This is a genomic window from Streptomyces sp. NBC_00878, from assembly GCF_026341515.1.
Taxonomy (GTDB): domain Bacteria; phylum Actinomycetota; class Actinomycetes; order Streptomycetales; family Streptomycetaceae; genus Streptomyces.
The window spans coordinates 4489005-4501776 of sequence record NZ_JAPEOK010000001.1; the positions used below are offsets into that span (position 1 = coordinate 4489005).

Annotated in this window: 13 protein-coding genes and 1 pseudogene; 3 read left to right on the forward strand and 11 right to left on the reverse strand. The window is 67.6% G+C overall.

Annotated features, from left to right (window positions below; all coding sequences use genetic code 11):
- Positions 1 to 67: 67 nt before the first annotated feature.
- Both OHA11_RS18775 and OHA11_RS18780 read left to right on the forward strand, forming a co-directional pair.
- The gene (locus tag OHA11_RS18775; protein WP_266497776.1) at positions 68 to 280 is read left to right on the forward strand and encodes a hypothetical protein; all 213 of its coding nucleotides are present in this window, start codon (positions 68 to 70) and stop codon (positions 278 to 280) included.
- Positions 281 to 328: 48 nt separating this feature from the next.
- Complete coding sequence (locus OHA11_RS18780) at positions 329 to 613, forward strand: hypothetical protein (protein WP_266497777.1); 285 nt, start codon at positions 329 to 331, stop codon at positions 611 to 613.
- Positions 614 to 832: 219 nt separating this feature from the next.
- Here OHA11_RS18780 and OHA11_RS18785 read toward each other — a convergent pair whose 3' ends face one another.
- The 4 genes from OHA11_RS18785 to OHA11_RS18800 form a co-directional block, all read right to left on the reverse strand.
- On the reverse strand, positions 833 to 1093 hold the full coding sequence (locus tag OHA11_RS18785) for an SHOCT domain-containing protein (RefSeq protein WP_266497780.1): 261 nt from the start codon (positions 1091 to 1093) through the stop codon (positions 833 to 835).
- An 85-nt stretch (positions 1094 to 1178) separates the two neighbouring features.
- A complete protein-coding gene (locus OHA11_RS18790; RefSeq protein ID WP_266507277.1) occupies positions 1179 to 1607 on the reverse strand; it encodes a DUF6325 family protein in 429 nt (142 codons plus the stop codon).
- Positions 1608 to 2132: 525 nt separating this feature from the next.
- Complete coding sequence (locus OHA11_RS18795; protein WP_266497784.1) at positions 2133 to 3482, reverse strand: chloride channel protein; 1350 nt, start codon at positions 3480 to 3482, stop codon at positions 2133 to 2135.
- A gap of 164 nt (positions 3483 to 3646) precedes the next feature.
- Positions 3647 to 3904: a potassium channel family protein gene (locus tag OHA11_RS18800; RefSeq protein WP_266497785.1), complete on the reverse strand. Its 258-nt coding sequence runs from the start codon at positions 3902 to 3904 to the stop codon at positions 3647 to 3649.
- 562 nt (positions 3905 to 4466) lie between these two features.
- Here OHA11_RS18800 and OHA11_RS18805 point away from each other — a divergent pair.
- Entirely contained in the window at positions 4467 to 5156 is a 690-nt protein-coding gene (locus OHA11_RS18805; protein ID WP_266497787.1) for a DUF4232 domain-containing protein, read from the forward strand.
- A gap of 315 nt (positions 5157 to 5471) precedes the next feature.
- On the opposite strand, the gene OHA11_RS18810 is transcribed toward OHA11_RS18805, so the two are convergent.
- The 7 genes and pseudogenes from OHA11_RS18810 to OHA11_RS18840 form a co-directional block, all read right to left on the reverse strand.
- A complete protein-coding gene (locus OHA11_RS18810; RefSeq protein ID WP_266497788.1) occupies positions 5472 to 5957 on the reverse strand; it encodes a hypothetical protein in 486 nt (161 codons plus the stop codon).
- Between the two features lie 573 nt (positions 5958 to 6530).
- Positions 6531 to 6860: pseudogene (locus OHA11_RS18815) on the reverse strand (response regulator transcription factor); the annotation flags it as partial.
- The gene (locus tag OHA11_RS18820) at positions 6857 to 7504 is read right to left on the reverse strand and encodes a sensor histidine kinase (protein WP_323186771.1); all 648 of its coding nucleotides are present in this window, start codon (positions 7502 to 7504) and stop codon (positions 6857 to 6859) included. The gene OHA11_RS18820 and the pseudogene OHA11_RS18815, both read right to left, overlap by 4 nt.
- A gap of 159 nt (positions 7505 to 7663) precedes the next feature.
- Positions 7664 to 8101 (reverse strand): hypothetical protein, encoded by a 438-nt coding sequence (locus OHA11_RS18825; protein ID WP_266497789.1) that lies wholly within the window; start codon positions 8099 to 8101, stop codon positions 7664 to 7666.
- A gap of 137 nt (positions 8102 to 8238) precedes the next feature.
- A complete protein-coding gene (locus OHA11_RS18830) occupies positions 8239 to 9162 on the reverse strand; it encodes a DUF6801 domain-containing protein (protein ID WP_266497791.1) in 924 nt (307 codons plus the stop codon).
- 62 nt (positions 9163 to 9224) lie between these two features.
- Positions 9225 to 12200, reverse strand: a complete 2976-nt coding sequence (locus OHA11_RS18835; protein ID WP_266497793.1) for an NACHT domain-containing protein — start codon at positions 12198 to 12200, stop codon at positions 9225 to 9227.
- Positions 12201 to 12208: 8 nt separating this feature from the next.
- The gene (locus OHA11_RS18840) at positions 12209 to 12538 is read right to left on the reverse strand and encodes a trypco2 family protein (RefSeq protein ID WP_266497795.1); all 330 of its coding nucleotides are present in this window, start codon (positions 12536 to 12538) and stop codon (positions 12209 to 12211) included.
- Positions 12539 to 12772: the final 234 nt, after the last annotated feature.

The window sequence follows — 12772 nt, forward strand, 5'->3', positions numbered from 1 at the left end:
GCGGACGGTGCTACTCCGCCCCCGCCGAATGAGATAGGCGAATCCACTTACAACCTATCTCCGGACGGTGTTCCCGACGACTTGGACCAACCTGGCCGCCGCACGCCCGGGGAGCACGGTGGGCACGGGCAGTTTCACGACTGGCGCGAGCATGCTCGGCCAGGGTAAGCAGCCAGGGCCACCGGTCCGCGTCGTCCAGGGCGTGCGGACGGTCGTCCTGGCGATGCGCGTGCGGACGGTCGTCCAGGCGATGCGCATCCGATCGCGTATGGCGTCCTGAGCCGCTGGCCGGGATGCGAGGTGGTTCCCCCTGTTGGATGGTGAAGTCATGAACCAGCACCACCGCCAGTCTTCTCAGACGATCGACATCGACACCCGGCTCGTCAGGACCGCTGCCGTGCTCACCGCGGCCGGTGCCATGGTGGCATGCGCCGGCATGGCCGTCGGGGCCTTCGCCGTGCTCACGGCGGGGCGGCGCATGATCCGCGACATGGACGTGCCTGCGACCCAGCAGGCGGCCATGAAGTGGCAGCAGGCCAAGGAGGCGTCCCTGGCGGGCATGAGGGCGTGGCAATCCGCGTCCGACGCCCAGAACGGGTCGCTCGCCCGTTAGTCCGGCATCGCTCCACCGGCACCGGGTCCCGGGCCCGGTGTCGGTGGAGCGATGCCTGCTGTCGGAAACTACGCGGGTTCCCCGGACCGCATCGCGGGGGCTGCCTGACGCAGGCCGCCGACGCAGAGGGCCCAGCTGGCGAAGTGATCACCATTCGAAGGCTGCCGTGGCCGGGCACATCACCCGTACCGGGCCCCCGCCCCTCGACGCCTTTTTCTGTCAGGAGTCGAGGATCTTGCGCTTTTCGCTCTCGAACTCGGCTTCGGTGAGGACCCCTTGGGACTTCAGCTCACCGAGATCCTTGAGCTTGTCCATCTTGCTGGACGTATCCTCGGCCGGCGGCGGCTGGTCGGCCACTGGTTCCTGGGGGTTCTGCTGGGCCCAGCGGCCCTGCTGTCGTCGGGATACGCGATTGGAGACGGCAGTCGCGGTTCCGGCGACCACGGCGGTCCGCGCGACTCCACGGATGAGGCCAGGCATCTTGCCCTCCTTGAGGTTCTGACTGCGGAGATGAGCCGACCAGCGGTCCTGGGCTCGGCAGGAAGCCCGCATGGGGGCCGGCCGCTCAGGTGGGGGAGCTCTCCTCGGCGGCGTCGAGTGCGGCCAGGACGGCCTGGACCGGGATCCGGCCGTCGGCTACCAGCTGCGCACCCCCGTGCCGGAGCGCCTCGGCGAACGGCGCGGCCCAGAGGTTCTCGTACACCAGTACGCCTGCGGAGTCACCAGGCGAGAGGAGGGAGGCGGTCTCTTCGAGGTCGTCCATGCCGAGCAGGCCAGAAGAGACACCTTCGAAGACGGCCAGTTCGGGTTTTCCGTCCACGGCCAGGTCGGAGATTTCCATGGCCTTGACGGACCCGTCGGAGTCCTTCTTGACGAACATGAAGTCGATGATCCGGATGATGCCCCGGTCGACGAGGTCGACGAGCAGCGGCAGTCCCTCACCCGTCATGCGACTACCGGGAAACTCCACCACCAGGTAGTCGACCGGCCCCATATGGTCGAAATCGGTGCTCACGGCGACCCCTCTCCTCCGTTTCAACAGAGCGCCGACGACGCGAGGGCCGCAATAATGTCGCTCTGCTTCAAATTGGTCCTTTGCAATTCAATAGATCTGACGGTCCGAGGCGTCAGCTCCCAACCCGCGCGCGAGCACAGGGCCGAACTGGACCGCTCCCCCTCCCTTCCGAGTGCAACACCGGATGGATGCCGTCGCAAATCGGCACGTACCACCCGCACGGAGCGGGTCGTTGCGGCACAGGAAAGGGCGCCAGATCACGCCCAGCGTGATCAGCGCGACTGTCCAGAATGAGCCTGGCAACGGATAGCCGTAGGCCAGGTTCATCGCATTCATTGCTTTCATTGCTTTCATTGCTTTCCTCATAATTTCTACGGATTCCAGCCTGCGCCAGGTCCGGGGCGGGCACACCACCCGGTGCGGGTGAATCCGTCAGCCCGTACACCGCTCCTCAGATACCGCCGCTGCCGTCCAGGACAGGGCGAGCAGCCTCGCGGAGCCTGGCTACCGCTGACCTGGCCCCGGTTCCTGCCCCGGCTCCGGGGCGGGAGGCGGTGTGAGCTTCGCCGTCGCGACGTACGAGACCACGACCGCGACGATCACCAGCGGCATGACGGTGACTCCCTGCGCCCCGATCAGCAGTGTGGCGAGCAGGACGGAGACGAGCGGAAGTCTCAGCATCGCGGCGCTCATCGCTCCGATACCCATCGCGAACCCCGCGACCAGGCTCAGCCCTGGCAGATGGGAGAACAGGATGCCGCCCGCCGCTCCCACGAACATCGCGGGAAAGATCGGGCCTCCCCGGAAACTGCTGAGCGACGCGCAATAGGCCAGACTCTTGCACAACACCAGCAGCAACAACGCTCCCACCGAATACGCGGCGCTGTGCGTGAGGAGCGGATCCAGCGCCGTCTGCCCCGAATACAGCACGTCGGTCGCTGCTTTGCCGGTGCCCTCCGCGTAGCCGATCGCCAGCCCCGCCACGACCAGTCCCATGACCACCGTGGCCGGCACCCGTCGCCTCTCGACACGCGTCCTGAGCCGGACGCCGAGCCATCGGATTCCCACGCCCACGAGTGCCGCCGACAGTCCGATGACCAGAGCCCAGCCGAATTCCGCCGCTGTCGGGCGCGTGACCTCGGGTACGTCGTGCAGCGCCAGCGAGTAGGTGCCCAGCCCGGTCCAGGATCCCAGTCCGACGAAGATGAGTGCACCGATGCCCGCGGCCAGCAGACCGGGCACCAACACCAGCGCCATCATCGCCCCGCCCAACCCCGAGGCTTCCATCAGGAGGAACGCTCCGAGCAGAGGTGATCCCAGCAGCGAGCTGACGGCCGCGAAACTGCCCGCCGCGCCCAACACCGCGCTCACCTGCTCCGGGGGGTCCCGTTTGACCAGGCGTACGACACCGGCGGCGAGCCCGCCACCGAGCGCCAGGAGAGGAGACTCGGGCCCGAGGACGGCAGCGAAGCAGAGCGTCGCCAGAGCGGCGAAGAAGATGCCGGGCAACTCGATGGGAGTGGGCGCGCCGCCGGCCTTGAACCCGGCTGTCGGCTCATGGCCACCGTGCCCCGGCAGGTACTGAACCGTCAGCCCCGCAAGCAGTCCCCCTACAGCGAGCAGCGGCAGCGGCCACCACCATGGCGTTCCCTCGAACCCCAGCGACTTGGGCAGATCCGTATAGAGCAGTGGCTGAACCTCGCCGACCAGCGCGAGGAAGCCGAACGCCGCCGCGGACACCGGCACGCCGATCAGCGCGGCCATCACCAGAAGCACCAGGTACGCGCGGCTCCGAAGGAGTGTCAGCGGGTCCAGGGGGGACGTGGCCTCGGATCCAGTCCTGGCAACCGGCATGCGCACTGCCTCCTCGCGACGCGGACCTCGTTGGTGATCTCACCGGCCGCTTTCCGCCAACCGGAAAGCCCCGCCATCTGAAGGGAGCGGCGCGCGGTTCCGAGCCTGGCACGCCGTTCCCATCCAGGCACTTCAGCGCCGCCCATGCGGGCAACTCCGACCCCTCACCCCTGACCAACCGGATCTTCCGCGCCCGGTGGCTCGCCAGAGCCGACTGACCTGGCCTCTTCTGCAATCCGGACGGCGCCGAGGAGGATCCGCGCAATCATTCCCACCAGAATCACGTCGGCCAGCATCTGCACCATGGTCAGAACACGTGCCGTCCCGGTGACCGGTGTGATGTCCCCGAAGCCGACCGTGGCGCGCGGATGAAGACTTCGGAAGCGTTCTGGACGCTGTCCAACGCGCCTCCTGTAACCCATTCAGGGGACCTTTCGCGGAGCGGGCAGGACACAGCTCCGAGCGGATCTGTGCCTGCTGTACAGCGACGCAAGCAGCTGGCTCCCCGCCAGACGGACGCTTCCACGGAACGGATTCAGCGGCCGCTGTGGCGCTGGTGGCATTGGCCCAAGGTCGTAACCGCAAAGTCCCGCCTGCCCGGCGACGCCTGGCACGCACTCTCGCCGCACCGGGCGTGCCGCAACCACCGGCTCCGAGCGGTAGGACGAGGGTGCGTCCACCGGGTTTCTGGGTCTCTCGACCGAGGTGTTGTCAGTCGCCGGGGCGGAAGTGGTTGCCCGCGGACTCGCACGCGCCTTCCGGGGCGAGGGACTTGACGGCGAGGCCCAGGCCTGCCGCTGGCCACAGCGGTCTACGACGGTCCTGAGCTGTCCTCTTCGTGATCATGTCACCGGCCGGTGACAGCGCTGTCCTGGAACGAAGACGCCGGGATCCTCTCGGCTCTCAGCCCCCTCATAGTGATCGAACGAGCACCGAGAAGCCGAAAGCACTTCGGTCTCAACCACTGATCATCAAGGGGATTTCATGTCCGGCAACCGTCGCAAGGCCCTCCTCGTCTCCGCAGCCCTCGTGGGCGGCGCCATGCTGATGACTGCGTGCCAGGACACGGACTCGGACAAGGTCACAGGCGTCCCGCAGGGTTCTTCGTCCGCCACTCCGGTCGGCAATGCGGCCACCCCGTCCGGCTCGTCGACCACGGGCGGCGGCAAGGGCACGGGCAAGGACTCCGGCAAGGGCTCCGACACGACGGGCAAGGGAACCGAGGACGGGGCCGGCTCCGGCGTCGACACCGGTAACGGCAAGCGGGAGCCGGTCGGGCAGAGTTGCGGCGCCAACGACATCTCCTGGAGCACCAGGTCCGAGAGCCAGGCCGGCGGATACATCCTGATCATCGCGAAGGCGAAGTCGGGGATCACCTGTGACCTGCCGGCCGCGCTTCCGACCGTGGCGTTCGGTTCCGACGGCACCGAGGCGGGTCCCGCGGAGCAGTCCGTCGGCAAGCAGATCACGCTGAGTGGGAGCACCACCGCGTACGCCGGGGTGAACCCGAAGACCGCCAACGGAGACGGTGGCAAGGAACTGGACAGCATCATCGTCGCCGTCGGTGACGACGACCCCAACCCGGTCTCCCTGCCGGTCGGCACCATCACTGTCGACGACCCGATCGTCACCAACTGGCACACCGCTCCGGCGGACGCCGTTCCCTTCAGCTGAACGGACCCGCGGCTCGTGATCCACGCTCGAACGGCTCGGCGCACGCAGCGGCCGGGCCCGGGGTCGGGGTCGGGGTCGGGGTCGGGACTGGTGGCGGCGCCGCCCGGAGAACCGGCCGTGCCGGTGGGCGGCGTTCAATAGCGGTAGCAGGCGAGTTCGCCGGTGTTGCGGTTGCGGCGGAGCAGGAGTCGGCGACTACTGGGTCCGGGGGCAGCCAGGTCGATGACGGCCCCGTCGTAGAAACGGTGACCCTTGACCCGGCCCAGCGGTGCGCTTCTTCACATCCCCGGTGCGGGATATTCACCCCACCGAGTTCTAACTATAGATCTGCACCAAAACGGCCGATGCAATAACCGAAATCCCCAGCATTTCACAGAAGAAAGCACCCAAGAGGCAAAAAGCCTGACGCTGCGCCGCACTGTCTTCAGATCTCAGAACCTGCAACCTTGCGCGCGCTATCGCTCTGCCCGCCTCATGATTTGGCGCAGCCCAGTGTGCGAAATCTACCGCACTTTCGATGGTGTCGGGGTCCAGGTCATGCGACCGGCGCGGAAGGTTCCCAAGTATTCCACCCAAGCACGACAGAGCTAACAGCACAGATGAAATACCGACCAGTAGACGAGAAGTACTAGAAAGCTCCTTCTGGCTCGAAAAAGCAGTGACGAGCGTCAACTGGAGCATCACTAGAACACCCGCAGAGCTGATGGCGGCAAGGGCCCGAGCCTCCAAAGAAGCTCTCCTTGCACGAACAATTTCCAGCTGATGCCTTATTAACTCACTTATTTCATCTCCAGCAGACATTCACCCTCCGACTCAAGGGCCGAAGTATATCCGCCGACGCACACTTATCCTGGGGTACTCCGCCTCAGCGCCCCTTTTTTCACTGCTCGGCCTTTCACGCCTATCCTCACCCCTCGGAGTCTCATCCGAAGAAGAGCCTTCCGAATTAGAACGTTCGTCTTCCGCCACGTCTACCTCATCTCCAAGGTTCAAGCACCCTAGACGGTCAGCAGTGTGAGGCATGCGGATGCACTTTCAGGAGGGGCGCACTGGAGCACATGCCCTTCTACAAGTGCGCCGTTCGCTACCTCTTGCACTCCATGCGAAAGTATTCTGCCTGCCACGCCAAAAGGTCGAATTTTTATCTCATTCCCATCCGAACCAGTACCCAATCATGTGCAATCCCTTAGTACCGCGTCGACCTCCCGCACGTACCGGTCAGGTCCGTACAGTGGCGCGCGCATGATGCTGGAGCGTTGAGGAACCGGCAGGTTCCGCACACGTGTCATCACGCGCGTCATCGCCAGAGCAACGTCACGCGGCTACATCAAGAAGGCAGGCATGGAAGCGGATCCCACACTGAGCACCGTGTCTAAGGAAGCCCGCGGCGCCGGCGCGGAGGGTCGCGTAGACGTACTCGTCCAGGTCGAGCGTGGTGAGGATGAGGACGCGGACGCCGGACAGGGCCGGGTCCGAGCAGATCTGCCGGGTCGCCTCGATGCCGTCGAGGTCCGGCATGCGGATGTCCATCAGCACGACGTCGGGCCGTTCGCGGCGGGCGAGTTCGACGGCTTCCGCTCCGTTCGCGGCTTCGCCCACGGCCGTCATGCCGGGCGTGTGGTCGACGAGGGCCCGGAAGCTGCCCCGCACCATCGCCTGGTCGTCGGCGATCAGGACCCGGACCGGGGTCTCGTCGGTCGTCACGGTTGTTCGTTCCCTTCGACCGGCAGGCGAACGGGTACTGCGAAACCGCCCTCCGGGCGGGGTCCCGCCTTGAAGCTGCCGCAGTACATCGTCGCCCGCTCGCGCATCCCCAAGAGGCCATGTCCGCCCGGCAGTTCACCGACGGCCCGCCTGGGGGCGGGCGGTACGGACAGTACGGACGGTGGGCCCTCGTCCTCGATGTCTATGCGGATCTCTCGTGCGTCCGTCTCGACCACCACCCGGCAGCGGGTCGGAGCGGCATGTCTGACCGCGTTGGTCAGGGCCTCCTGCACGATCCGGTAGATGGTCAGCTGTGTTCCCTCTGTCAGGCCCTCCGGTGCGTGCAGCGTCAGGTCGACCTCCACCCCTGCCCGGCCTGCTTCCGCGGTGAGCGAGCCCAGGTCGTCGAGATCCGGTACGGGGCCAAGGGGCGCCCCCTCGGTGCGTAGCACGCCGAGCGTGCGCCGCATCTCGGCCAGTGCGGAACGGCTTGTCTCCTCTATGACCTTGAGCGCGGCCCGCGCTTCCCGCGGGTCGGCCTCCGCCACATGCCCGGCAGCCCCCGCCTTGACGGCAATCAGGCTGAGGTTGTGCGAGACGATGTCGTGCAGCTCCCGGGCGATCCACAGACGCTCCTCGTCCAGTGCGCGTTCCGACCGGCCAAAAGCGCCTCGGCTACCTCAGTCCCATCGAGTTCGAAGAGAAGCACTACGCCGACCAGGCAGCAGCCGAACCAGTGAACCTGAAACCACGTCAAACCGCCCTGACCTGCTAGTCAGCCACTCCCGCGCAGCGGGGGAACCTCAGGGCGGATGGTCAACCCCGGCGTGGAAGGCGCGGGCGAACAGTCCGAACATGACGAGCGCGCCGCCCCACAGTCCCCAACCCGCGCTCCGGGCCCCGATCCGTGCGGCCACCACGGCCACGGCCGGCCAGAGCAGCAGGCTGCCCGCGGCGAAGAGGCCGTACGCGGTGGCCATCAGGGTGGGGTGCCGCTCGTAGGCGGCAAGTTGATCGGGGTAGAAGAAGGGGAAGCGGGCCCGCAACAGCGCACCCGTCAGCATCAGGAGTGGGCCGAGCACCATGGCAGTGCCGCCCACCCACCGTCCGGGGAAGCCGGTGGCCTCCCACCGCTCCACGGGCAGCGCGCCGCGCAGTCTGGCGCCGATCGTTGTGACCGGGGTGGTTGGGGTGGCCGGAATAGCCGGAGTGGCCGTGCGTGTTGTCGTCGGGGTCGTCATGCTGACGACGATGCCTTCGCCTTCCCTGCGGGGCGTCGGACCAGGAGCTGAACTGCCGGGTCTGACCTGGGTCTGACTTGGGTCTGACTTGGGTCTGACCCGGGTGTGGCCTGGGTATTGTCCGTCGGTCCTGCTGGTCAGGCCTCCGCCCCTGGTCGTGTACGGGTTCGGCGTACGGCGTAGGTCGCGCCTGCGCCTGCGGCGAGCAGGAGTGCGCCGGCGCCGCCGATCAGCCACTGGTTGGTGCCCGATCCGGTCCCGGGCAGCGAGCCGTTCGGCTTGGCCGCGGTGGCAGCCGACGCCGTCTCGTCGGCCTCCGATGTGCCGGAAGTCGCCGTGTTAGTCGTGTCAGTCGTGTCAGTCGTGTCGCTCTCATCGGTTGAGCCTGTCTGGTCGGTCGTGTCAGTTGCGTCGGTCGGCCCGGACGTGGACGTGCCCGTCGTCGTCCCGGTGCCAGAGCCAGTGCCAGTGCCAGTGCCAGTGATGTCGAACGACGCCATGACGTTGTTCTGGCCCGCGTCCAGCTTGCAGCGTGCGTCGATCTTGCCCGGGAACGTCACGTCGCCACTCGCGTCCTTCGGGGTGAGGTGCGCTACGAGGTCGCCGACGGTGATCCTTGCGCGGCCCGGCTGTTCGAAGGTGAGCGCCGGTGCGGAGCCGGTCGCCTTGGCGTGGAACGAGCCGGAGTCCGGGACGGCGGCCTTCACCCGGCCCGGGAATTCCACCGCGATGTCTCCCTCGGGGGCGGCCACGCTCGCGTTCGCGTCCACCGTGCCCTCGATGGTCTTCACGCCGATCCTGCCCAGCATTTTCGTGGCGTCCGCGTTCACCGGTACCGCCGCGTCGACGACAAGCCTCGGGGTGGGTTCGCCGACCGCGGTCGACTTCGGGATATCGGAGTCGATCCGTACGGTGACGGACACATTCCCGATCAACCGAGTTGAGCAGGTATACCGGAGCGTGAGCGACACCGGGTCCGCGGCAGCGGGTCCGGCTCCTGGAAATCCCACGATCGCGGCCGCGAGCGCCATAACCGTCGCCAGTCGTTTGTCAGTTCCCATGGTGGTTCCTGTCAGGGTGTTTGTGTGTGCGTTACTCGGAGAATGGCTGGTCGCGGTCGCAGTCACACGTCGCGGCCGGCCAAGAAGGTCTGCGTCAGGTGGTCTTGGAGTTCGGCGTGACGGAATTGGTAGACCGCGCCGGCCTGACGCAATACGTCTCGCTCGCATGCGTCGTCCAGGAATGCGATCAGCCGCCAGGGCAGTTTCCCTGTGAGTGGCAGCCAAATACGCGCGAGGGCCACCCATTGGCCCCAGGCGGTGAAACTGAGCCCGTACGCGAGCCCGCCCGCGAAAGCGGCTTCGATCCCGAACGCGAGACCGATCAGGAGCCCCCACACCGCCCCGTCCCCCGGCCCTGCCCCCGTGAGCCCGGTGGCGGTTCCGGCCCCCACCCCGAACACGACAGCCCACACCAGCAGATAGAAGCCCACGTTCCTGCGGTCCTGACTCAACAGCGCGGAGGAGCTGACGCCGGATCTGATGTCTATCGGAACTTCCAGCCACGACATGATTCCGAGCGCCAGCCCGACCCCGACCCCGAGTCCGGGCACGAACACCAGGCCCCCCACGAGCCCGCCGTCGAGCCCGTCCGCGAGCCCCAGTGACTCGACCACGACCCTGTCCAGGAACAGGATCACGAGCGCGGCCAACACCCCGCACATGAGCCCGAGTTGGAATCTCGGGAGGAACTTCGCCCGCCTCCCCCCGGTCCGGCCGAAGACCTGTACGCGTACGCGCGACGGCTCCGCCGCACCCCGGGAGACGTACCCGTACACGATCCCGAAGATCAGCCCGCTCACGAGCCCGTGCAGGAGGCCGACCACCAGCCCCCTCACGAGCGCGAACCTGAGCCCGTGGGATGTCGCGATCAGGTTCGCGGGCACGTTTCCGATCGCCGTCGTCACCCCGAGGGCCAGTGCGGCCAGGAACCCGATCACGAGCATGCGCGAGGAACGCCGCATCGTCGTGCCCAGCTGCCACCAGGCGAGGTCACGTGCCGGAACACCCGTGCGTTCTCTGCCGAGTTGGTCCAGGTGCGCGGCGAGATGGCCGAGCCAGTACTGCGCACGGTCGGGGTTCCAGTGCCGCCGGCGGCGACCGCCGGAGCTGCCGGCAGAGGCGCTGCCGGAGCCGCTGTCGCTGTCGCCGTCCGTCGGTGAGAGCTCGTACGCGGCGGGGGTGAACGCGGCCAGGAGATGCCGTTGCAGGGCCTCGGGGGTGGCGAATGTCGTGGTGTTCAGGAGATCTGCCGGCTTGCCCCCGGGGGTGTCGCTGTAGATGGTGCGGGCCATCGCGACCATCAGTGGGGTGGCGAGCACCTTGGCGACGTTCTCCGCGCCCGGGCCGCGCCGCTGTTGGCGCAGCTCCTCCAGGACGGGTTCCCAGACCGTGCTGTGCAGGCCGCCGTCCGTGCCCGGGCTGCTGGTGAGGGGCAGGTAGTCGGCGATGTCCCTCAGGGTGAGGCCGTTCAGCTCGACGATGGCCGCCTTGGGGAGCGGGCGCTGTTCCTCCACGGCGTCGGCGTACGCGCGGGGGCGGCTGGTGAGGAGCAGCGGGATGGTGGTGCGGTCGAGCTCTTTGAGCGCCGCACCCCGCAGACCGCTTGCGATCTCGTCGAACCCGTCCAGAACAGGCAGGATCCGGCCCGCGTCGACCAGGGCGCCGGCCAGATTGCCTCCGTGCGGGCCAGGCAGACTGCCTCCGTGCGGGCCAGGCGGACTGCCCCCGTGCGCGGCGGCCGGCGCTGCGAGGCCGTAGTCGCGCACCAGTTGGCGGCACATCCAGTCACGCAACGAGATGGCGGTCGGGTCCCATGAGCCCAGGCTGAAGATCACTGGTACGGGGTCACCAGGGGTTGTGGGGTCACCAGGGGTGCGGTCGTCCAGCCAGTCGAGGACGAAGCGCAGGGTCAGGATCGTCTTGCCGGAACCTGCCGCACCGAGCACCACCAGCCGACGGGACGGGATGGACCGGTACACCTCGACGATCTGGTCGAGACTGCCTGCCAAGGAGAGCGCCCCCGGATCCGTCCCGCGCGGGGCATCGCGGATCTTGGCCCAGTGATCGGACCGGCACGTCTCGGCGTTCCGGAAGCGCACGGGAAGTGGGAACGGGTCGTGCACCTTCCGCCGCCGCTCCTCCTTCCGCCATTGCGCGGCAACCTTGGAGGCGAGTCGTTCGGCCGCCTCCCGCAGCTCGGGCAGCTCGGGCCTGCCGTCAGGGAGCGGCGATGAGCGAGGGAGCCGCACAAGGTGGTCAGGGCACGCCGGTAGACCGATCAGCGAGTTCAGTTCATTGATCTCGTCCGGTGCCAGGTGTTCGTACCAGCGGTCCACCGGGCTTGCCGCGAGCGTGCTCAGCCCGTCGGAGAGGTGGTGCTTGGTGATGACCCCGATCACGTAACCGCCGCTCCAGACCGGGGCCCCCGACATCCCTTCCCAGGGAGAACGACCCTGCTCGGGGTCGTACTCCGGGGAGGACTTGAGGCTGATCTCCAGACTGCCCTCGATGTGGTTCGACAGCGGGGTGGTGTCGCCGCGCGCGTGGTGGGAATCCCGGTACACCGCGTTCGCGCCGCGGTCCGACGACGCGGCGTCTGTGCGCAGCCTGAACCTCGGGAATCCCAGTGCTTCGCAGTCCGTCGCCTGCTCGATACGGGCGAACCCCACCCGCGGAACCTCGGCGGCGGCCAGTTGGCCGACAGTCCGTCCGCCGGCAGCCAGGCCGTCGGCGTTCGTGTCGTCCGCGATGCTGATCAACGCGATGTCCGAGGCGAGGTTCGTCCAGACCGGTTTGCCGTACAACTCCCGTGTCCTGCGGCCCTCGGTGAGGAAACGCACCTGGACCTTCGTCGCGTCGCACACCACATGCGCGGCCGTGAGCACCAGATTCCGGGTCACCTGGTAACCCGACCCGCGCCATCCCCCGTCCGCGCCGCGCGTGGTGATGACCTGGACCGCCCGCCGCGGGTCCAGCCCGTACGGCTTGATCGCGCCGCCCACAGCCCTGCCCACAGCTGTGCCCACAGTTGCGCTCACAGTTGCGCTCACCGCTCGCGTGCGTCAGCGCGGCCGGTGACGTACGGCGAGTTGTGCGCTGTCGTCACAGTCGCCGCTGTCGCAGTCGGCCCCGTCAGAGTCGGCTGCAACGCCAGTGAGATGCGCTGGGTGGAGGTGGCGCTCGACGTCGCCTCCGCACCGGATTCCATCACCCAGAAGCGGACTTTCGCCCCCGCCTGCCCGGACCGTTCCAGGGCGACCGACAGTTCCAGCTCGATCGACCCCAGCTCGAAGCGCAGCGCCTCGCCCTCCGCCGCGGCGATCGCCCGCGCCAGCTCCTCCCGCAGGTCCCTGATCACACTGGCCAACTCGATCACGCCACGTTCCCCTTTGCCGATCACACCGGTCCACCAGGACTGACTGACGAAGACGGTCGCTTCGTAGCAGCCGCGAACCTCTCTTGCCTTGCCGAGCCACGACCGGACGCCCGTTGAGACGGTCGGTGCCGGTCTCTTGCTACTCAGGGGTTCTCAGGGGTTCTCGGTCGTGTCTCTGCAACCATGTCGGGGCACGTTGCAGCGCCGATGAAATTTCGATGATGTGCGGAAGCG

Coding starts and splice junctions, on each gene's coding strand:
- OHA11_RS18830 (WP_266497791.1), bottom strand. CDS start 9,162: ATGGGAACTGACAAACGACTGGCGACGGTTATGGCGCTCGCGGCCGCG.
- OHA11_RS18795 (WP_266497784.1), bottom strand. CDS start 3,482: ATGCCGGTTGCCAGGACTGGATCCGAGGCCACGTCCCCCCTGGACCCG.
- OHA11_RS18825 (WP_266497789.1), bottom strand. CDS start 8,101: ATGACGACCCCGACGACAACACGCACGGCCACTCCGGCTATTCCGGCC.
- OHA11_RS18810 (WP_266497788.1), bottom strand. CDS start 5,957: ATGTCTGCTGGAGATGAAATAAGTGAGTTAATAAGGCATCAGCTGGAA.
- OHA11_RS18800 (WP_266497785.1), bottom strand. CDS start 3,904: ATGGGTTACAGGAGGCGCGTTGGACAGCGTCCAGAACGCTTCCGAAGT.
- OHA11_RS18780 (WP_266497777.1), top strand. CDS start 329: ATGAACCAGCACCACCGCCAGTCTTCTCAGACGATCGACATCGACACC.
- OHA11_RS18790 (WP_266507277.1), bottom strand. CDS start 1,607: ATGGGGCCGGTCGACTACCTGGTGGTGGAGTTTCCCGGTAGTCGCATG.
- OHA11_RS18785 (WP_266497780.1), bottom strand. CDS start 1,093: ATGCCTGGCCTCATCCGTGGAGTCGCGCGGACCGCCGTGGTCGCCGGA.
- OHA11_RS18805 (WP_266497787.1), top strand. CDS start 4,467: ATGTCCGGCAACCGTCGCAAGGCCCTCCTCGTCTCCGCAGCCCTCGTG.